Origin of the sequence: Synechococcus sp. NOUM97013, assembly GCF_014279815.1 — a bacterium.
Lineage (GTDB): Bacteria > Cyanobacteriota > Cyanobacteriia > PCC-6307 > Cyanobiaceae > Synechococcus_C.
The window spans coordinates 242,039-263,603 of record NZ_CP047941.1; the positions used below are offsets into that span (position 1 = coordinate 242,039).

The 21,565-nt window shown below is 40.1% G+C and carries 20 protein-coding genes and 1 pseudogene; all 21 read left to right on the forward strand.

The genetic code is table 11. From position 1 onward, the window contains the following. The first annotated feature begins 58 nt into the window (after positions 1-58). Positions 59-742, forward strand: a complete 684-nt coding sequence (locus tag SynNOUM97013_RS01125; protein ID WP_186480438.1) for an acylneuraminate cytidylyltransferase family protein — start codon at positions 59-61, stop codon at positions 740-742. Next, the gene (locus tag SynNOUM97013_RS01130) at positions 742-1,644 is read left to right on the forward strand and encodes a glycosyltransferase family 2 protein (protein WP_186480439.1); all 903 of its coding nucleotides are present in this window, start codon (positions 742-744) and stop codon (positions 1,642-1,644) included. Before SynNOUM97013_RS01125 ends, SynNOUM97013_RS01130 begins: the two co-directional genes overlap by 1 nt. Positions 1,645-1,661: 17 nt before the next feature. Further along, positions 1,662-2,528 carry a dihydrodipicolinate synthase family protein gene (locus tag SynNOUM97013_RS01135; protein ID WP_186480440.1) on the forward strand — a complete coding sequence of 289 codons (867 nt, stop codon included), beginning with the start codon at positions 1,662-1,664 and terminating at the stop codon, positions 2,526-2,528. 18 nt (positions 2,529-2,546) lie between these two features. Further along, entirely contained in the window at positions 2,547-4,124 is a 1,578-nt protein-coding gene (locus SynNOUM97013_RS01140) for a hypothetical protein (protein WP_186480441.1), read from the forward strand. Positions 4,125-4,136: 12 nt separating this feature from the next. Continuing rightward, positions 4,137-5,189 carry an N-acetylneuraminate synthase family protein gene (locus SynNOUM97013_RS01145; protein WP_186480442.1) on the forward strand — a complete coding sequence of 351 codons (1,053 nt, stop codon included), beginning with the start codon at positions 4,137-4,139 and terminating at the stop codon, positions 5,187-5,189. After that, on the forward strand, positions 5,186-6,112 hold the full coding sequence (locus SynNOUM97013_RS13615) for a hypothetical protein (RefSeq protein ID WP_222929829.1): 927 nt from the start codon (positions 5,186-5,188) through the stop codon (positions 6,110-6,112). The genes SynNOUM97013_RS01145 and SynNOUM97013_RS13615 overlap by 4 nt, the downstream gene beginning before the upstream one ends. 29 nt (positions 6,113-6,141) lie before the next feature. Then, positions 6,142-7,551 carry an N-acetyl sugar amidotransferase gene (locus SynNOUM97013_RS01155; protein WP_255442868.1) on the forward strand — a complete coding sequence of 470 codons (1,410 nt, stop codon included), beginning with the start codon at positions 6,142-6,144 and terminating at the stop codon, positions 7,549-7,551. Positions 7,552-7,560: 9 nt separating this feature from the next. After that, entirely contained in the window at positions 7,561-9,054 is a 1,494-nt protein-coding gene (gene hisH, locus SynNOUM97013_RS01160; RefSeq protein WP_186480443.1) for an imidazole glycerol phosphate synthase subunit HisH, read from the forward strand. Between the two features lie 7 nt (positions 9,055-9,061). After that, on the forward strand, positions 9,062-10,117 hold the full coding sequence (locus SynNOUM97013_RS01165; protein WP_186480444.1) for a nucleotidyltransferase family protein: 1,056 nt from the start codon (positions 9,062-9,064) through the stop codon (positions 10,115-10,117). After that, complete coding sequence (locus SynNOUM97013_RS01170; RefSeq protein ID WP_186480445.1) at positions 10,114-10,788, forward strand: cytidylyltransferase domain-containing protein; 675 nt, start codon at positions 10,114-10,116, stop codon at positions 10,786-10,788. Before SynNOUM97013_RS01165 ends, SynNOUM97013_RS01170 begins: the two co-directional genes overlap by 4 nt. 13 nt (positions 10,789-10,801) lie before the next feature. After that, the gene (locus SynNOUM97013_RS01175) at positions 10,802-11,800 is read left to right on the forward strand and encodes an NAD-dependent 4,6-dehydratase LegB (protein WP_255442870.1); all 999 of its coding nucleotides are present in this window, start codon (positions 10,802-10,804) and stop codon (positions 11,798-11,800) included. 210 nt (positions 11,801-12,010) lie between these two features. Next, positions 12,011-12,583: pseudogene (locus SynNOUM97013_RS13675) on the forward strand (DegT/DnrJ/EryC1/StrS family aminotransferase). Next, complete coding sequence (locus SynNOUM97013_RS13680; RefSeq protein ID WP_255442871.1) at positions 12,534-12,908, forward strand: DegT/DnrJ/EryC1/StrS family aminotransferase; 375 nt, start codon at positions 12,534-12,536, stop codon at positions 12,906-12,908. The pseudogene SynNOUM97013_RS13675 and the gene SynNOUM97013_RS13680 overlap by 50 nt, the downstream one beginning before the upstream one ends. A gap of 197 nt (positions 12,909-13,105) precedes the next feature. Continuing rightward, the gene (locus tag SynNOUM97013_RS01185; RefSeq protein WP_186480446.1) at positions 13,106-14,005 is read left to right on the forward strand and encodes a methionyl-tRNA formyltransferase; all 900 of its coding nucleotides are present in this window, start codon (positions 13,106-13,108) and stop codon (positions 14,003-14,005) included. Beyond that, positions 14,005-15,000, forward strand: coding sequence for an N-acetylneuraminate synthase (gene neuB / locus SynNOUM97013_RS01190; RefSeq protein ID WP_186480447.1), 996 nt, complete (start codon positions 14,005-14,007; stop codon positions 14,998-15,000). Before SynNOUM97013_RS01185 ends, neuB begins: the two co-directional genes overlap by 1 nt. After that, a complete protein-coding gene (gene neuC / locus SynNOUM97013_RS01195) occupies positions 14,997-16,145 on the forward strand; it encodes a UDP-N-acetylglucosamine 2-epimerase (protein ID WP_186480448.1) in 1,149 nt (382 codons plus the stop codon). The genes neuB and neuC overlap by 4 nt, the downstream gene beginning before the upstream one ends. A 167-nt stretch (positions 16,146-16,312) precedes the next feature. Continuing rightward, a complete protein-coding gene (locus tag SynNOUM97013_RS01200; RefSeq protein ID WP_186480449.1) occupies positions 16,313-17,383 on the forward strand; it encodes a hypothetical protein in 1,071 nt (356 codons plus the stop codon). Continuing rightward, positions 17,361-18,257 carry a glycosyltransferase gene (locus tag SynNOUM97013_RS01205; RefSeq protein WP_186480450.1) on the forward strand — a complete coding sequence of 299 codons (897 nt, stop codon included), beginning with the start codon at positions 17,361-17,363 and terminating at the stop codon, positions 18,255-18,257. Before SynNOUM97013_RS01200 ends, SynNOUM97013_RS01205 begins: the two co-directional genes overlap by 23 nt. Before the next feature lie 797 nt (positions 18,258-19,054). Continuing rightward, entirely contained in the window at positions 19,055-19,453 is a 399-nt protein-coding gene (locus tag SynNOUM97013_RS13620) for a hypothetical protein (RefSeq protein WP_222929830.1), read from the forward strand. 8 nt (positions 19,454-19,461) lie between these two features. Further along, positions 19,462-20,211: a glycosyltransferase gene (locus tag SynNOUM97013_RS01210; RefSeq protein WP_186480451.1), complete on the forward strand. Its 750-nt coding sequence runs from the start codon at positions 19,462-19,464 to the stop codon at positions 20,209-20,211. An 11-nt stretch (positions 20,212-20,222) separates the two neighbouring features. Further along, positions 20,223-21,317, forward strand: a complete 1,095-nt coding sequence (locus SynNOUM97013_RS01215) for a glycosyltransferase (protein WP_186480452.1) — start codon at positions 20,223-20,225, stop codon at positions 21,315-21,317. Positions 21,318-21,565: the final 248 nt, after the last annotated feature.

Here is a 21,565-nt window from a genome sequence, read left to right on the forward strand (position 1 = left end):
AAATGCCCCATAACCTTATAGAAATTATTCAACAACAGTCAATCTAAATCAATTTCAAATGAATCAACAAATCATAGATTTTTTGGGAATCATACCGGCACGTTCAGGCTCTAAGCGCCTTCCAAACAAAAACATACTTCCTTTGAGAGGCAAAGAACTTATTTATTATTCGATTTTTGCTTCCAGTCAAAGTAAATATTTAACTGAAACGATTTTTTCTACAGATTGTGAAATAATTCAATCTATTGCTAAATCTTTTGGAGCCTATTCTCCTTTTATAAGACCCAAATATCTCGCTGAAGATAATATCACAAATATTGATGTGATAAAGCATGCTATTAACTGGTACAAGGAGACTAGAGACGCTCATATAAAAAATATTGTTCTTCTTCAGCCCACATCGCCATTTAGAACATCTCATGATATCGATAAATCAATTCAAATTTTCTGCAAAAACAATAGTCCGACATTAGCGTCTGTTACCGGTCCATATAAAAAGAGACATCCAACGCTGATGAAAATACATGACAATAAAATGACTAAATATTCTCATGAAGACGAATCTACATATTACAGATATAATGCCAGCATATATATATCATCATTTGACCATTTACACACTATGGGATCTATTTTTTCTGACGAACAGTCCTTTTATATTATGAGCAATTATCAGATTGATATTGATACAGAAGAAGATCTTAAGGCCGCTAACATGCTGGCTCCAATGTACTTACCATGATGAATAAACTGACAATAGCGATTCCTACTTATAATCGCCCTCGTCAGCTTGAAAAGCTATTACATTGTATATCCACCTCAAACTGTGCTTCTGAGCTTGTTTTATTTATATCTGAAAACTTCCCTCAAAATCAAGATGTCAAAAGAGTTATTGATAAGTATAGACCTCACTTAAATCTAATACATATTACTCAGCAGAAATCTATTGGCGCTGTGGGAAATTTCTGGTATTGCCTTAGGAATGCCCCTACTGACTATTTCATGTTAATCGGAGATGATGACTATGTTTCTGTCGACACAATATACAATTCTTTCTTGAAACTCACCAGTTGCCCAACTTCTTTGGCTATATTTAATAATATTCAATTAGTCGATCAAAACAAAACTATTTTGGCTACAACTGATTTCGATCTCGAGTTTTCATCGTTTATTGATTATATATTATCACAATTTAAAATCAATTTTATATTTTACGATGGACGATCAAAAATAAGAAAATCTGGCAAATATAATTATCTTATTTACTCTGTTTTTAGAAAGAAGGTCTTAACTAATTACTGCAAAGGACCATATCAATTTACAGGTAACGAGCGGGATCTAATCTCTTATACCGCTTTGAATGGTCCAATACTTATTAACCAAGAATTTGGTGTCACGAAAACTTATCATGACCAGAATATAGGATCTACTCCTATGTCGAAGCTTAAGAGTACCGATATATCAATTTACAATTATAAACAACAGTCCAAATCGTTCCTCAAGCAATCTATAATTTTATGGTGGGTTATCCGTCATAGTAATGCCTCAGCCCCCAAAAAACTATTTTATGTCCTTTTTTCATATATGAGAGTATTCCTGATGAAAATTGCACCATTGTATATGCGATTAAAAACTCTTTTTTGATTTACCTCAACTTCATTATGACTAATTGTATCCCTGTTCTTTTGACCCCGTTTAAAGAAGACTATTCAATTGACTTTGAAGGATTAGAGAATTTACTTGGTTATTATAAAGATAATTCAATTTCTAGACTCTGGGTTTTGGGTACTGGTAGCGAAGATATGGCTCTTGAGTTTTCTATTCGAAAAACTATTGTTGATTTCGTAGTCAACTATTCAAATCAGCATTTTGATTGCCTTGTTGGTACTTCCTTTTATGGACTATCTGAAAGCCTTGCATTTACCGAGGCTCTTAATCAATATAATTTGTCAGGCGTTCATTATATGTCATACAGTAATCTACTGTCAACTCAACAAGCTCTTAGAAATTTTAAAGCTATATGCAATTATTCCAACAACCCAGTTATGGGCTACACTTCAGCTAATTGGGGATTATCCTTTACTTCAAATGAAGTGGATAGTTTTTCTCGCATTAATAATTGTATAGGCATTAAGTATAGTACATCTAATGTTGTGGATACAGAAAATGCTCTTTCATATCAGTCCTCTCGATTTGAGGTTATACCCGCTGTTGTTAAGCAGCTTTTACCATCACTTATTTTGGGAGCCAAATCCTTTACCACGGTAGAAGCATCAATATTTTTAAGCTTAATTACTGATCTTGAAAAAGCCTTTAATAATTCTGACTTCCAAAGGGCAAGAAAAATTCAGCGTGAATTGAATAGTGACATCAGCAGCACTTCTAAGTCACCTAGTAAGAATAACTTTTTGCGAAATGCCGAGATTAAGTCAATCTTAGAACATCGTGGAATTTGTAAGCGGTGGGTAGCGCAGGGTTTCACTCAGATTGACGATCTTGAGTTTGAAGAACTAAAAGATTTTTCTTGAATTTTCTATTTTAGTTTCGTGAATTCAGCACACTCGCATTTCCCTTTGCATAAAAAAGACTTAAAAGTTTTCCTTTATGTTAATGATGAGACGTCCTTCAAGTTCGCCCAGAATATTAATTCAATTGCTAAAATCAATATTATTGAGACATCTCCAGAGTTTCTCCCTCAGTGCAAAGATAAATTCAAAGATGCTTATGTATTTACTCAAAGTGAAATATTAGACTGTTCGTATATTCATTTAAAGAGTCTTGTAAGTAGATTTTCTTCTTGTCATGTTTCTCTTGATGATGCACAAGCTTTTATAAAATCCCATTATCTCATCATGACTCATTTATACTCCAGAACGGTTGAGTTATCTACAAGACCTATTGCAGATAAGGATGTATATTTTTTAGGGATTTTTAATTTTTGCTCGGCATTGCTAAATGCTTATCCAATTAACTTAGTCATCTTTTTAAATGAGCCTCATCAGATTCATGATTTTATAATTCAACAGATTGCTGCTCAAAAAAATGCGATCTGTATAGATATATTGAAAACATTCATTCCCAAATGGGTTGTAATGAGAGACCCAATCCGTGATTTAATGATTTGCAACTCTAGCCGTGATTCTATAAATATTTCCTCTCAATTGATTCGAGCAAGTATTGAGAGTAAGTGTACTGCTTCCCAAATGTATGATCCAAGGACTAAATTTAGGCTGTCGAATGCACGAGCTTATCCATTAAAATCTTTTCCGATCTATATCATAAAGTCTTTTCTAATGGAACTTCCATTGGCTAGAAAATCTTTAAGGATTGGCTTTGCTGCTCTGATTTCATGTTTGCGTGAGAAAAACATGCCCCATTATTGCTCCACATTAATCACATGCTTTTACCATCGTTTATACCGATTCATAGCAAGGGTTCAATCAGCATTTCTCTATAAAAAGCAATGCGCTAATAATATTTCGATTAATTTCCACGAGCCTGGCTCTTATGTATTTCTGCCTTTGCAATGCTCTCCAGAACGCCAATCAATGCCATCAGGCATGCCCTGCTTTTCTCAAGCGAACTTAATAGAAGAGGTATCTTATCAAGCTTCTCTCTTTTCACTTGATCTTGTGGTCAAGGAACATCCATCCCAGCACAAGTTGTACCAAAGAAACTATTTAGGGCGTACCTCAGCTTTTTTTGACCTCAATAATTCATTGAATAATTCTATATTTTACCCTTCTTATGTTGATAGTTATAAGCTTATAGATAATGCTTCTGCTGTGATAGGGATTGGAGGGTCAGTCTGCTGGGAAGCCATCCTTCGAGGACAGTTAACCTATATTGTTGGAAGTCCTTGGTACAAAGATTTATCTGTTTCCAACAAATATCCAAATGAACAATTTAGTTCAATCAGTGACTTCTTTGATTTTATTAGTTCTACAAGCCGGTACCAGCCTGCTATCACCTGCGAGACAGATGCGATTTCTAGTTGGTTAAAAGAAAACTTATATTTTTTCCCAATGCACCTGGACGAGTCAGACGACTGCATTTCGGAAACCGAAAATTCACTTGCGATTATGACCCATAGAGTGCTAAATTACACAATCGAAAATTTATGACTTTAAATCCTAATGCCTAACCGTTCTATCACCATCCAAAATGTTACAATCAACGATAATTCTTCCCCTTTTGTTATCGCTGAAATTGGTCATAATCATCAAGGATCATTAGAATTGTGCAAACAAATGATTGACTCAGCCGTTTTGGCTGGTGTGTCAGCAGTTAAATTACAAAAACGGAGCAATAAACATCAATTTACTGCTAAAGCTTATAATTCAATTTACAATTCCGAAAATTCTTTTGGTGTAACTTATGGCGAACATAGAGAAAGGCTTGAGTTTGGTCGTGATGAATATAGTGATCTAATAAAATATTGTCAATCTAAAAATATTATTTTCTTTTCTACGGCTTTTGATATTCCAAGCTTAAATTTTCTTGTTGAAATGGATATGCCCGTTCTGAAAATTGCTTCGGGTGACATTGTTAACACTCCACTCTTAAAAGAGGCTTCTGAAACTGGTATTCCTATTATTGCAAGTACAGGTGCTTCTGACCTTGTAGAGGTAAGAAATGCATACGAGATTTTGGCATCTGGCAAGTCTGAGTTTGCACTGTTGCAGTGTACTTCCGGATACCCTGCTAAGTATGAGGAATTAAATATTAATGTCATAACACAGTTTCGTAATTCATTCCCAGACACTGTTATTGGCTTTTCTTCGCATGAAAATGGTATTGTAGCTCCAATTGCTGCATATGTTTTAGGTGCTCGCATTATTGAAAAGCATTTCACTACTGACAGAACCATGAAAGGTACTGACCAAGCTTTCTCCCTTTCTCCGTCCGGGATGGCTCAAATGTGTAAAGATCTTTCTAGGATTAAGTTGTCTATGGGCAGTTCTGACAAAAGAGTTTTGAGTTCTGAGCTTATATCTATGAAGAAGCAACGGAAATCAATTGTTGCTGCAAGGGATTTAGCAAAAGGTCGTATTATTGAAATCTCTGATCTTGCTCTTAAGGTTCCTGACGAAGGCCTAAAGCCTTATTTAATTGATAATTTAATAGGCAAAACTTTGAAGGTTGATCTTCTTGAAGATGACTATGTCAAAATGGAGGATTTTGCATGACTGATGTAAGTAAAATTAAAGGCTTAATTTTCGATTTTGATGGAGTTTTTACGGATAATACTGTTTGTACCCATTCAGATGGAGTGGAGTCTGTAAAGTGCTCTAAGTATGATAGCTATGCAATTAATATATTTAGGCAAGATTTTCCCGAAATTCCCTTAGTTGTTATAAGTTCGGAAACTAACACTTGTATCAAGCATAGATGCTCTAAGCTTGAAATTAATTTAATTCAAGGTGTTTCTGATAAGCTAGATGCTGCAAAAAAATGGGCGTTAAATTGCAATATTAGTTTAGTTGATTGTGCATTTCTTGCAAATGATTTGAATGACAAGCGTTTATGTCAGGTTGTTGGATTTCCCTACGGAGTTGGCGATTGTAACGATGCTTTGTCGCCCTTCGTAAGAGGTAAAACTGTTTCATTTGGCGGCAACGGTGCAATTAAGGAGTTCTTAGAATTGATTTGTTTTTCAAACTTACATCGTCGCTCACGTCACGTTTCTATAGAGAAGTTATCTGCAACCTCCGTTGGTCCCCGCGAATGGGGAGAAGAACTGCTTATTGCAAAGAAAGACGGTCATTTTACTTTTAAGCAACTTACTCTTAAGAAGGGGGCATCTGGTGGATTGCAATTCCATAGACTTAAAAATGAAGTTGTTTATGTGCTGTCTGGCTGTCTTCTCGTAAAGCACGATAGGGGGGACGGAAAACTGATTGAGGATATTTTCAGTAAGGGCGATTGTGTACAGTTTCCGCCTGGAAGTATTCATCAGGAAATTGCACTGGAGCAATGTGTATTGCTCGAGGTATCTACACCTCATTTCAATGATCGTGTGAGAGTTGAATCTCTGTATGGTCTCACTACAAGCGATACAAACTCTTCATTACCATCAACATCACTCCTTGAGATCCGTAATGAATTCTAACCATGAGTAATACTCGAATGAGCACTTAAGTGCACACACTTGATTTTCTTCAACTTCCTCATCACACACTCTTTTTTACTGTGTATCTATTCCCCTCTCCCAAGCCTGTTGACAAAGCCCCATTTCTGGCCTCTGATCCAAATTTGGCACTGTATGGATTGCCTTTAGATGTAAAGTTTTGCAATTCTTGCGTTATCAGTAATCAGCGCCCATCAAGTACTGTTGAGTTTAAAAATGATGGTACAACCGCAAAGTCGGCCATTCATTTTGATAGCTTTGGTATTTGTGACGCTTGTCGCGTCAAAGATCAGAAAAATGAGATTAATTGGGATGAGCGCGAACAAGAGCTGCGTGATCTTTGCGATCGTCATCGTCGAAATGATGGCCGCTATGATTGTTTAGTTCCTGGTAGTGGTGGAAAAGATAGTTTTATTCAAGCCCATCTACTTAAGTACAAATATGGTATGCACCCCCTTACATGCACCTGGGCACCGCACATCTACACCGATTGGGGTTGGAAAAACCATCAAGCTTGGATTCATGCAGGCTTTGACAATTTGCTTTTTACACCTAATGGTAGGGTTCACCGCTTGATTACTCGTTTGGCTGTTGAGAATTTGTTTCATCCCTTCCAGCCGTTTATCCTTGGTCAAAAAAATCTTGCGCCGAAGATCGCTGCTCAGTACGATATTCCTTTAATATTTTACGGTGAAAATGAAGCTGAATATGGTAATCCAAAGGGAGATATTGGTTCAGCTAAAAGAAGTTGGAACTATTTTTCGGCTGCGAATGAGGATGATATTTTTTTAGGAGGCTCTTCATTGTCTCAGCTCAGGGAGCTTGGTCTAGAGCCAATTGATTGGGATCCCTATATGCCTACTAATCCTAATATAATTGATGAAAAGAAGATAGAGGTTCATTACCTTGGTTATTATGAAAAGTGGCACCCTCAAGGTGCATATTATTACGCAGTTGAGCATGGGGGTTTTCAAAGTTCTTCCGAGAGAACTGCAGGTACCTACAGTACATACAATTCAATTGATGATCGCATCGACGATTTCCATTACCATACAACTTGGATAAAGTTTGGTATAGGGCGTGCAACTTATGATGCGGCTCAGGAGATTCGTTCTGGAGATATTACTCGGGAAGAAGGAGTTGCGCTTGTGCGTAAATATGATGGTGAGTTTCCTGAGCGTTGGGCTGATGAAATCTTCAAATATTTGAGCTTGCCAGACAATCATTTCCCTAAGGCATCGATGGCTTTTGAGAGTCCAATTTTTGATCGAAATTACTATGATCTTTTGTCGGATAATTTTCGCTCCCCTCACCTTTGGCGTTACTCCGAAGATTACGGATGGCAGCTCCGCCATCGCGTATTTGACAATGAGACTATGAGTCAGGAGTTGTCAGCTTCTATGTGGCAAGGTAATAATTAAGTCAGATCTATGGCGCTTTGCAAACGTTTAATTGCTCGTCTTGATGTTAAGGGAAGCCGCTTGATTAAGGGTGTGCGATTTGAGGGAGTGCGCGTGCTTGGTGATCCTTCCGAAGCAGCCCTTCGCTACGCGCAGGCTGGGGCTGATGAACTACTTTATGTTGATGCTGTAGCGAGTTTGTTTGGACGTAATAGTTTATCTGACTTGCTTAGAAAAACTTGCATTGAGGTTTTTATTCCAATTACTGCTGCTGGTGGTGTGCGCTCCGTCGAAGATGCTGCAGCTCTTCTTTCAGCTGGTGCCGATAAAGTTGCTGTAAATACCGCCGCTCTTGAGCGCCCCGAGTTGATTACTGAGCTTGCTGAGGCTTTTGGTAGGCAGTGCGTGGTTGCTTCTATTCAGGCAAGGCGTATTGCTTCTGGTTCGTGGGAGGCTATGAAAGAAGCCGGTCGTGAACGAACAGGTCGTGATGTGTGTGAATGGATTAAATGTCTAGAAGAGTTAGGTGCTGGGGAGATTTTGCTCACTTCCGTAGACCAAGACGGAACATGTAGCGGGCCTGATCATCATTTGATTAATGTAGCGTCGTCCATTACATCCGTCCCATTGGTTGTCGGAGGTGGTTTTTCTGACTTTGATCAAATCCAATCTGCGTTGATGCAGAAGAACGTTTCAGCGGTCAGTTTAGGAGCTTCTCTTCATTCTAATCGTCTTAACCTCGCATCGGTCAAAAAGAAAATTGAGAAATATAGTCCGATTATTCCTTTTAGATCTATATCATCAGCGCCTACTTCTCTGGCGTCTGATGACTCTCCATTATGTGGCGTTAAAGATTCTTCGCTATCCGATTGCCGTATTGGCGTAATCAATTACGGCATGGGTAACCAGCAGAGCTTAATTAATGCATTAGAGACTCTTGGTGCTGAGGTCTTGTTAACTGACAAACCTAGTATTCTTGCATCGTGTGATTTACTGACTCTTCCTGGCGTTGGAGCTTTCCCAAAGGGAATGGATTCTTTGCGTCTTAGAGGTTTGGATGTTTGGTTACGTAATGAGTGGGTTGCACTAGGTAAACCCTTGCTCGGCATTTGTTTGGGTATGCAAATGTTGTTTGAGTCTAGTAGTGAATTTAAGAGGACTTTGGGTTTGGGTTTTGTGCGAGGGCATGTTAAGTCCTTGCCATCTATTGATCTTTATGGGCTCCCCTTGGTTTTGCCCCATATGGGTTGGAATCGTTTAATCAATGGTTCTGCACATTTAGGCGACGGTTCTTTTGATCATATTAATCAATATTTTGTTCATACTTTCGCTGCGGTTGATGTTGATCCCTCGGTAATTATGTTTTACGCTAGATATGGCCATCGAGATTTTGTCGCTGCAGTTCGTTATGGCTCAGTGGTGGGCTTTCAGTTTCATCCAGAGCGCAGTGGTTCAGCTGGCTTGAGGCTTCTTTCTTCTGCATGTTCCGAGATGATCTTCTCTTTTGACTCCCCCAATTCTTGACAGGAATATGACTCTCGATGTGTCAAAATTTTTTGTTAGGCCATTTCAGTCTCTGAAGCATGCGATGAGATTTATTGATCAAGGCGGTGCTCAAATTGCTCTGGTTGTTGATGACAAACAGCGATTGCTCGGCACTCTTACTGACGGTGACATTCGTCGTGGCCTTCTCCATGGCGAAACACTTGATGCTCCAGCTGAACGGCTTATGAACCGTAAGTTTCGCTTTGTTCGCAGTAGCGAGGATAAGGCTTCGGTACTGCAGATGATGCGTACCGAAGCGTTGCGGCAGATCCCTTTGTTGGATGAGCATGGCCGTGTTGTGGAACTCCTTTTGTTTCAGGAGCTCCTTAATCCTCACCAGCTCAGCAACGCTATCGTTATCATGGCTGGTGGTAAAGGAACTCGTTTGTGGCCACATACTAAGCATTGCCCAAAGCCAATGTTGCCAGTTGGTGATCAGCCCATGCTGGAGATTTTGTTAGAACAATGTATCGCTAGTGGTTTCCGTATATTTTATTTTTCTGTTAATTATTTGAAGGAACAGATCATAGAATATTTTTCTGATGGATCGCACTGGGGTGTATCGATAAATTATTTAGTAGAAAATGAGCCTCTAGGTACTGCCGGTTCACTTCGGTTGCTTCCTGATTCGGTGAGAGAACCATTTGTAGTACTTAATGGAGATGTGTTGACGCGTCTTGATCCCATCCAATTGTTGAATTTTCACGCTGAGCACCAAGCTCATGCCACGCTTTGTGTTCGTGAGCATGAATTCACAGTGCCTTTTGGAGTGGTGCAGACCAATGGTGTGGAACTGGCTGGTTTCGTTGAAAAGCCCACGTACCGGAATCAGGTGAATGCGGGAGTTTACGTGATTGATCCCCAGTTGCTTCCTCTATTGCCCCCTCATCAGTTCACCGACATGCCCAACCTTCTTCTTGATGCTCATGACGCTGGTTACAGGGTCTTCGTTTATCCGATTCATGAATATTGGCTAGATGTTGGTCGTCCAGAGGCCCTTCTGAAGGCTCACCGTGAGTGGCCTAACTCTGATCAGCCATGAGTCTTCTGGCTCTCATTCCAGCGCGGGGAGGTTCCAAGGGTATTCCCCGCAAAAACATTCGATCGTTTTCTGGCAAACCCCTTCTTCAATGGTCGATTGATGTTGCTCTAGCTTCACCAAGCGTAGATCGGGTTGTGGTAAGCACTGATGATCTTGAGATTGCAGAGATTGCGCTCGCCGGCGGAGCCGAAGTTCCGTTCCTCAGGCCATCTGAGCTTGCGACTGATACTTCTCCTGGAATTGCTCCAGTTCTACACGTTCTGGAGCAATTGCCTGATGTGACCGATGTCTTACTTATGCAGCCTACCTCTCCTCTTCGCCTGATTGACGATGTTGAGGGTATTATTGCTTTAAGCCAAAAAATAGTTAGCGATGCAGTGGTTTCAGTAACGACCACTAGCAAGCACCCGGCATGGATGTATACGCTTACTCTAGATCATACACTGCAGCCTCTTATGGATATCCCTGGTGTTTCCTGTCGCCAGCAGCTGCCATCTAGCTATATTCTAAATGGGTCTCTTTATTTTGGATCTCGTGCCTTGCTAGAACGACAAGGAAGTTTTCTTTCTCCTCGTACTCTGGGTTATGTGATGCCCCCAGAGCGATCAGTCGATATTGATACCTTGCTTGATTGGCAGTGGGGAGAATTTCTTATGGAACAACAGGGTTGAGGTACACACAATGATGAGGAAAGTTCTCGTTACCGGCTCCGATGGTTTTATAGGTTCTCACCTTGTCGAGTCTTTGGTTGCGGCTGGTCACCAAGTACGTGCTTTTTGTCTCTACAACTCCAATGGAAGTTGGGGTTGGCTAGATATTCTGCCGGATTCCATCAAGTCCGAGTTGGAGGTGGTATTGGGTGATATCCGTGATCCTCTGTGCGTCAGAGAGGCGATGCGAGGCTGTGATCAGGTTTATCACTTGGCGGCCTTAATTGCTATCCCTTACAGCTATGTGGCTCCAGCCAGCTATGTGGATACGAACATTCATGGCACTTTGAACATTTTACAAGCTGCTCGTGATTTGGGTGTCAGTCGCGTTGTTCACACTTCTACTTCTGAAACATATGGTACCGCCCAGTTCGTACCGATTACAGAAGATCATCCTCAGGTGGGTCAGTCGCCCTATGCTGCGAGTAAGATTGGTGCAGATCAGATTGCACTTAGCTACTGGCGTAGCTTTGACACGCCTGTTTCTGTCTTACGTCCGTTTAATACCTACGGTCCTCGTCAGAGTGCTCGCGCAGTCATCCCTACGATCATCACTCAAGTAGCTGCAGGTCAGCGCCAAATTCGTTTGGGTGCTCTTTCTCCGACCCGCGATTTCAATTATGTGGCTGACACATGTGCTGCTTTTATGTCCATTGCTGACTGTGATGATGCCCTTGGGCAAGTTGTGAATGTCGCCAGTAACTTTGAGATTTCGATCGGCGATACGGCTTCGTTGATTGCTCAGGTGATGAATGTTCAGCTGGAGATCGTGACGGATGAACAGAGAATCCGGCCGGAGGGTTCTGAGGTGAATCGTTTGTTTGGCGACAATAACCGCCTACGCCACCTCACTGGATGGCAACCGCTCTATGGCGGTCTCGAGGGCTTCCGACGTGGTTTGGCTCAAACTGCAGAGTGGTTCATTGATCCTTCCAATCTTGCGCGCTATCGCCCTTGTTCCTATGCGGTCTGAGGTATGGCATTTCCCGCGATTTCCAACGTGAAGTCTCTTTAGGAGGCAATACAACAGGTGGTGTGTCCCAGCTCGAAGTAGATTCCCATCAACTTGCATGAACCTGATTTCAGTGGCACCCAGGCCTGGCACTATGTGATGGACTGTTTTGATACCGGTTGGTTGAGCACCAGGCAGTTTGGTGAGTCGGTTTGAGCATGAGTTTGTTCTATGACTGGTGCAGGTCATGCGCTGGCCGTGTGCAATGGCACTATCGCTCTTCGTTTGGCTCTTCATGTAGTCGGTGTTGGCTATGGCGATCAAGTTTTGCTGTCTCCGTTGAGCTTTGTGGCAACAGCCAATGCGGTTGCTCACCTAGGGCCTGTGCCTCACTTTGTCGATGTTGAACACAATTTTTTAGGTCTGTGCCCGGTTGCCTTGTCTGCTCGCTTAAAGGCCATTACTGAGAGACGCGAAAACACTCTTTCCAATAAAGTAACAGGTCGGCGTATCGCTGCAGTGCTGTCAGTTCATGTGCTCGGTCTTCCTGCTGAGTTGCATCAGCTTCGCGAGGTAGCTGATATTTGTGGTTTACCCTTGGTTGAAGATGCAGCTGAAGCTCTCGGCAGCCGGTGAGAAGACACCCATTGCGGTTAGTTTGGGTCGGTGGGCATTCTTAGCTTCAACGGCAACAAACTAATTACTACTGGTGGCGGCGGTGTTTTGCTCACTAATGATTCTCAACTAGCCACACGTGCTCGTCATTTGTCCTATTGCCAAGCAGCCACATCCTTGGGCGTTTGATCACGATTCTGTCGGTTGGAATTATCGGCTCTTAAACATTAATGCAGCACTTGGACTTGCTCAGCTTGAGGATTTGGATCGCCGGCTTTATGCCAAGCGTCACCTTACCCAACTCTATAAAGAATACCTTGCTGAGCTGGACGGTGTGGAGCTAGTTTCGGAACCAAGAGATTGCAGCACCAATTATTGGTTGGTTTGTTTGCGCTTTACGACAGAAGATCCTTTAGCTGCACCACCAGAGCGGCTGCAGCTCCTCGAACTCGCACACGGCCGGCCTTTTGCTTCGCCCAATCTGGACCCCATTGCATTATCTTCCGATGTTTGAGGCGTGCCCTCCAGGTTTTCTTGCTGTGACGGAGAATCAGGCACTGAGACTGGTCAACCTGCCTAGTAGTCTCCAGCTCATGGACGGTTGAGTTGCATGAAACCGCTTCTTCCAATCACTGATGTTTATTCATCCTCTTAATCGTCAATTTATCTTTTGTCGGTAGAGCCAATTTTTGTTGTTTTTGTTGACGAATTATGAGCCTCTCAAATCTTTGCATTGGCTACTTTGCTGATGGTCCGTGGTCTCACAGAGCTCTTGACCTGCTTATTTCTGATCCTGAACTAGAGGTTTCTTTTATCTGTGCTAGGTTCTCAAGTCCTGACCAGTATCTTAGAGAAAAGGCGGATGAGCTAGGCATTGATTTCTACATCTCTGAGGATGTTAATTCTGATAATTTTTTAAGTACAATTAGTATTTACAAATGTGATCTTTTTGTTTCAATGTCTTTTGACCAAATTCTCCGAGAGCGTTTCTATTCGTTTCCTCGTTTGGGGACTATAAACTGCCACGCCGGAAAGCTCCCTTACTATAGAGGGCGCAACATTCTGAATTGGGTGCTTATTAATGATGAGAAGGAATTCGGTATCACCGTTCATTATATTGATGACGGAGTGGATACAGGAGATATTGTGCTTCAGCGTACTTATCCAATAAGTGACTCTGACGACTATGGATCTCTTTTGGCTACGGCTTACGGTGAATGTCCCTTGCTGCTGCATGAAGCAATTAAATTAATAAAATCGGGCCAAGCTTCTCGATTGCCTCAGAAATCTGTTCAACCTTGTGGCAGTATTTATAGTCAGAGAAGGTTGGGCGATGAAACCATTGATTGGAACTCGTCTTCAAGAGAAATCTTTAATTTTGTCAGGGCCCTGTCTTATCCGGGCCCATTGGCTCAAACAAAATTTAAGGGTATCAACGTTTATATTGCTAAAGCTGAGCTAGTCGATGGAGCTCCCAAGTATAAATGCATACCAGGAGCGCTTCTTGCTAGGGATGATTTTGGTTTTTTGGTTAAGACTGGAGATTCTTATATTCGTATTGTTGAATGGATTTCTGAATCTAGGCTTTACGTTGGCGAGAGGTTTTTTTGATGACCATCATTATTGCTGAAGCAGGTGTGAATCACAATGGTGATTTACAGCTCGCCAAAAAACTTGTTGATGCTGCTAGAGATGCGGGCGCTGATGTTGTCAAGTTCCAGACCTTTCATGCAAGCCTATTGGCGACAGAACATGCAGCACAGGCGGCTTACCAGCAGAAGGCTTTGGGTGTTTCTGAAGGTCAGTTGTCCATGCTTAAGCGTCTTGAACTCCATCCGGACTGTTATGCAGACTTAATAGATTATTGTGACCGGTTGAGTATTGAATTTCTTTCCACAGCTTTTGATATGGCGAGTATCAAGCTGCTGGCTTCCCTGAAACCCAAACGCTGGAAGATTCCCTCAGGCGAAATTACCAATCTCCCTTATCTGCGCGAGATTGGCCGGCAATCCCAGCCTGTGTTCCTCTCGACGGGCATGGCCAACTTGGGCGAGATCGAAGCCGCACTTGATGTTCTGGAGCAGTCGGGTACTCTCCGCAGCAAGATCACGGTACTCCACTGCACTACTGAGTACCCCGCTCCCGTAGAGGAGGTGAATCTCTGCGCAATGAACACAATCGCTCAAGCCTTCGGTGTTGCTGTGGGCTACTCCGACCACACCGATGGTATTGCGGTGCCTATCGCGGCTGTGGCAAAGGGTGCCACTGTCATCGAGAAGCACCTCACCTTGGATCGCAAGCTGTCCGGGCCTGACCACCAGGCCAGCCTTGAACCCGATCAGTTCGCTGCCATGGTGCTTGGTATACGCACAGTTGAGAAGGCCTTGGGGGATGGCATCAAGCGGCCTTCCCCCAGTGAGCAGGTGAATTTGCCAGTTGTGCGTAAGTCTTTGGTGGCGTCTCGTTTCATTCGAGCCGGTGAGTTGTTCAGTGAGGCGAATCTCATCGCTAAGCGGCCTGGTACTGGTCTTTCCCCTATGCAATGGGACGCTTTTATAGGCCGGCCCGCATCCCGTGACTTTGTTGCCGATGAGCTGATCGAATGAGCATTTCCTGTTTCAAAATTTGCGTCGTCACCGGTACTCGAGCTGAATATGGTCTACTGCGTTGGGTGATGCAGGGGATTTTGGCTTCGGAGGTGTTCGATCTTCAGTTGATTGTCACTGGTATGCATCTCTCTCCGGAATTCGGGTTCACGGTGCAGGAGATCGAAGCCGATGGGTTCATCATCGATCGCAAGGTTGAGATGCTCCTGAGCTCAGATACTCCTGTTGGGATTACTAAGTCAATGGGATTGGGCATGATTGGATTTGCTGATGCCTTGGTAGAGCTGCAGCCCGATTTATTGCTCGTTCTCGGTGACCGGTTTGAAACCTTTGCTGCCGCCTCTGCAGCGCTTATCGCTCGAATCCCTATTGCTCATTGCCATGGTGGTGAGCTCACCGAAGGAGCCTTTGATGATTCCCTACGCCATTCGATTACCAAGATGGCACATCTTCATTTTGTTGCTGCTGAGGAATATCGTCAGCGAGTGATCCAGATGGGCGAACACCCAGATCGAGTGTTCCTTGTGGGTGGCCTTGGTGTTGAGGCCATTAAACGCAGCAAGCTTTTGAGCCGTGAAGAGATTGAAGTTCATCTCGACTTTAAACTGGGAACTCGCAACCTGTTGATCACCTTTCACCCTGTGACGCTTGAGCAGAACACCAGTGCACAGCAGATGGGAGAATTGCTTGCTGCTCTCGATCAGTTGCCGAACACCCACTTCATCTTTACTATGCCTAATGCTGATACTGATGGCCGTGTGTTGTTCCGGATGATTAAAGAGTTCTGTGCCATACGTGATCATGCTAAGGCTTATACATCATTAGGTCAGTTGCGCTATTTTTCCTGCATTCGTTACTGCGATGCGGTGGTGGGTAACTCTTCTAGTGGCTTACTTGAAGTGCCATATTTTAATATTCCCACCGTTAACATCGGAGATCGCCAAAAGGGCAGGATAAGAGAAAAAAGTGTCATAGATTGTGGCCCTTTCAAAGAACAAATATCAACAGCAATTCAAAAAGCGCTAGAACTCAATTTGCATTTCGATTCACCCCTTGAGGTATTACCTTCTTCAGCTCTAGTACTCAACGCTTTGGAGTCATGTTGTGATTTAAATTTAAAGAAGGAATTCTATAAGCCACTATGATGTTTCTAACGAGAATTTTCACTGCTTATTGCCCGTATGTTAAATTACTTATATTGAATTCCTTTTTTAGTCGCATGTACATTGCTAATCATTGGTCAAGGTCTATAATAAAAAAACATTCTTGGCCTCATATCATGTTGCCTCCAATTAGTGTTGATTGATGGCCTATGAGTTCTTTATTTATTGCTTCCCGTATAGATCATCTTTCAACACTAAAAAAATTTGCTAGCCATCAGCAAAATTCTAGCTCAATACATGCAAATGTATTGCTTTATATTACTAGAAATTTTGACCGATGTTCTTTACTAAATTATAAAACCCATTACTCGCGCATAATTGTAAAACCGTGTCTTGAGATACCTACAACTAAAAATCTTGTACGCAACGCTCAGCGTATTGCGAAAATAGTTTCGTTTTCACAATGGCTTAGAGCAATAATTGTTGGTGAAAATATCCAATTTGTATTTGCATATCCTGGAGATTTAATTAATGTTTTGGCGTATAATATTTCCATTGAAAAGCATGCAAAGTTTATAATGTACGAAGATGGTTTGGCTTCATACCAGTATTTTTCTAAGCAGTCACCTTCCCGGAGAAAAATCTCACTCGTCTGCCTATATTATTCCATACTTAAATTATTTATTAAAGACCTACGGTCTTCTCAGCTTAACCATAATAAGTACGAGAAGTATTTTTTTGCTAAGGGCAGATCTATACATTATCATTACAGCTATTCCATTGATTTTTGTTATGGCAATACTGCATTACTCTCAGTTCCTATTCCCTCTACTCGATTCCCTTACTTATCAAACATAGCCTCGAAGCACTTTCAAACTGTTTGTCTTTATCTCCAACCGTTATATAAACTTGGTTTCTGCTCAAGACACCAATTGATTAATTTTTATTGTGACGTTTTGGGACGCTTCCCCTCACACTTACCTCAAATAATATTACCTCATCCTTCTGATGACCCTGACTTTGTTAAAAGTCTTTTCACCAAGTTAGGTATTCCTTTAGCACCAATTGCACAAAAAGATAATACTAATTTTTATCGACAAGAAAAAAAATGCGTTCATATTTCCATATTCTCTTCGATAATGTGCTTTAATGAACCAGATGAAACATCTGTTTGTATATTCATGCTCTCTCTATTCTGCAAAAAGTTCCCAGACAGTTACGACTTTCTAAATTCAATTCGCCTTTTTTTGTTTAATAATGGCTTTTCTGACTACCACTGATAGTGATTTAAAACCCATTTTATCTATTGTTGTCCCCACATGCAATTCAGCATCTACTATTAGTAGACTTTTCGATTCGCTTGATAAGCAACTGCTGTTGTGTTTTGAAGTGATTTTTGTCGACTATCACTCTTTTGATGAAACACTTAGTATTATCTATTCCCATCCTTCAAATTATCAGAAGATTGTCTTATCAATTGATGAGCCCGGTATTTATAATGCTATCAATTTTGGAATATCTCACGCTTGTGCAGAATGGATCCTCATTTTAGGATCAGATGATAGTCTTTATTGTGCTCATACAGTTAGTTCAATCGTTCAATATTTAATGGTTTTAGACTATCGCACATCCCTCATATATGGAACCGTATTTTTAATGCAGGATAGAAAAAGATTAAATCAATTTTTTTCACCCAATGATCATTTTACAACCTCATTATGTCAACAATCAATTGTCTATAGAAAACAAGCCATTATAGATACAGGATGGTTTGATACACAATACAAATCAACTGCCGATTATGTTCTCAATTTAAAAATAATTGAGCATTTCTCTTTTAGCAGTCTTGAATTTGTCGATTTAATTATTGCGAATTACAATCAATCTGGCTTTAGTTCACGTTATACCGATAAGATGTATTTAAAGTCTTCAATGTTTATCCGCTTAAAGTCGCTTGGATTACTCGTAAAAACAAGTCTGTTAATTAGGTCATTCTTTTCTCGGAATAGTGTTTTGGCTAAGATCCTGGGTTTTCAATTGACATCTGCTTACAAGCTGAGTTGTTTATATCTAGAAATTATTGTGAAAAGAATTTTTTTAACTAAACCCACTCCAAATCTTACCAACCTTCAATCTAAACCTTTGATTAAATGATTAGGCTTAATTTTAGCACTCTCATTCCTGTTAGCCTTTATATTATTTCATTTATAAGTCTTTCTCCTTCTATTCTACGGTTTGTGTTGCCTTTTGCTAATGGGGTTACGTTCCTTGGCGCTTCCATATGTGCATTTTGTCTTCTTTTTTTTAAACAACGATTGAATCTTCCGCTTACTAATAAATATTTTATCAGCTCTATATATATAAGCGCATTTTACTATTTGCTCCTTTCTTTAAAGTCGGACAATATGATTTATTTTGTACGTTTTACGCAATTCCTTGCTGCCATACCAATTCTTCTTTTGTTATGGAGTATAAAGTTTAAGAGTATTCCATTCAACAAGCTTTTCTATAGTTTTTTTTGTATCCTTTCTGCTCTGAATGTATTTACAATTTTGTACTGTATTAGTTTTAAGCCTCTCCCATTTGTTTCCTTTAGCTACTCCACCTACGGTGTATCATATTTAGTTCCTTTCTCATTTACTAACATTTATTCTCAATATTCTGGTTTTATACGTCCATCATCATTTTTTGATGAATCAAGTACTTTCGGACAATATGCATTTTTCATTTTTTTATCGGCATCTAGATATTTTCAACCTGCCACTAACTTTGTTTTCACAATTATCAGTAGTGCATGCTTATCACTTGCCCTTTTTTCATCCTATGTTGCATTCCAAGTAGTTCTATTAGTTGGCACATTGATAAATAGTGTAAAGAAAGGTCTTAATCGATACCTAATTATAACAAGGTCTTTTCGCATTTTATTGCTTGCATTTTTAGGCATCTCCTTTGTGTTGCTTGCGTTTTTAGTGGTTGATACATCCATAATCTCGGAATATATATTATCAAGGTTTAGTATTGATAAAATTGCTGATTCGGGAAGGTACTATAACTTATTTCGGGATCTTTCAGCCTTCACTAAGTATCCATTTTTTGGCGTCTCTATTTTGGGAAAGGGCGCTGCTGGGAATAATCCATTTTCAATTCTTGCTGAATACGGTATAATTGGATTTTTAATATATTATATGCCGTTCTTGTTTTTTATCTTGAAATCATTGAATAAATATAATCTTAAACATAGAATTGCATTTTTAGTCTCTTTGATTCCTTTTATGATATCAAAGCCAGAAATTGGATCAGCAAGTATATTACTGTTGACCGGTGGTCTTATTCATCCATCTGATACCTGAAAGTTTCTATGTTAAATTTGCTTGTTGTTACTCCTACGCTTAATTCTGAAAAGTATTTACTTGAGACTTTGACCTCTGTTCAAAATGTTTTATCGCTAATCCCTAATTCTCGTCATGTAATTGTTGATAGTTTCTCATCTGATAATACTGTGACTATAGCAAAAGAGTTTGGTGCTCTTGTTATTTATGAAAAAGCTGGATCTATGTATAAAGCAATAAATACTGGAATCACTGCTTATCCGTCGAAATGGATTACCTACATCAATTCTGATGATAAGTTAAATTGTAACCTTGCCACTTTGATTAATTCTGATTTTATTAATACCTATGATATTATTTCTGGCGCGTTCGCGTTGATTGATTCAAGAAGTAGATGTTTCCATCAACGCCTTGCTTTTCCTATTCTTTTCCATCGGATTTCTTATTTTGTGGGCGGAATGCCTTTCCCACAATCTGGGACTGTAATTTCTCGTGATTTATATAATCGTCTTAATGGATTTTCATTGAAATACAAATATGCATCAGATTTTGATTTTTTTCTGAGAGCAAATCTACAGAATTCGAAAGTTTTTTTGTCAGTTAAAATTTTGTCCTCATTTCGATTGCATGAAGAGCAACTTTCGCATGTCAATAATTCTGCACATCTAAATGAAATTAGAGCAATTCTTAAATATAATACATCTAAACCCTCCTTGTTTGCCTTGCTATTGTTTAGATGTGTATACTTAATTTGTGTTAAATTGTTCGTTCGTTTTTAATGTACCATTGTTTGTTCGACCTCTCTTCATATTCAAAAGGTCAGTCTGCTGGCTTCAATAGCTTCATAGAAGCTTTGATTCCAGCGCTTGATAAATTCTCATCAATTGAGTGTGACATAAAGTTTACTTTTATTGTGCAAAAGTCCCAATCTCAATTCATAAAGCTATTAGCACCTACTTCACAAGTATCTCACTTTGCAGGTTCCCCAAAAATTATTGGTCCACTAATTCGTAATATTTTTCTACCATTTATCTCTTGCTTTTATGATCTTCTGATTTGCCCCCGTCAGTATGCACCTCTTTTTGCGTTGTCAAAAACTTTTTTAATTGTACATGACTTACAGAGTCAACCTGTGGAATCATGTCCATCAAATATTTATCGTCTTCTTAAAAAGCTGCGATTGCTTTTGTCTTGCCATTGTTCAGATGTTATTTCGACAATAAGTCAATTTACTGCGACTGAATTAAAGAGCCACAATGTTATGCCCAAGTATATTATTCCCAACCCATACTCACCAAACCTTCTTTTATCTTCTGATACTTTAGATGAATACTTACCATCTGATGTGTCTAAGGATAACTATTTCATTACACCTTCTTCATTGGCTGATCATAAAAATATTTCAAATGCTTTATCGGCCTTTCATTCTTTTTGTGAGTCTAGTCCTTCACTTTCTTATCAGTATATCTTAATTGGCAACTGGTCTATTGAATCCTTTTACAATCTTTTCCCGCTATACATTGACTGTCCGCGTATCGTTCCTCTTGGCTATGTTGATGAAATGACCAAAGCAGCACTTTTTAAATTTTCCTCAGCATTCTTGTTGCCAAGTATTTATGAAGGTTTTGGTATTCCTTATTTAGAGGCTCTATCTTTGTCTAAACCTCTAATCTGCTCCGATATTCCTGTTTGCAGAGAAATATGCATTAATCATCCCTTTTATATTTCATCTCCATTTGATAGCGTATCAATTTATTATGCTTTAATGAGTTGCTTATTGTGCATCAAAGAATATTCTTATTCATATGATGTTTCCTCTTTCTCTCCTGAATCCATAGCTTTAAGGTATTTGACTGCATTTAAAGCAATAATGTTGCCTAAATGATGAAGTATATATTTTATAATTTTAACTTGCCTCGCAGTGACCTATATGAGTTGATTCGGTCGCGTTATTCAATAGATAGTGTTGAGTGCATATCTTTAGTCAATTCAAGAAAGATATCATTTATTGCGCGATTTATGTTAACACTTGTTAGTCCTTTTCACTTTATTTGCATTTTAATTTCCAATCTAGGTCGACCTGTACACATTATTTTTCTTACCCAGCCCCCTTTGTTCCAACCTATCTATGCT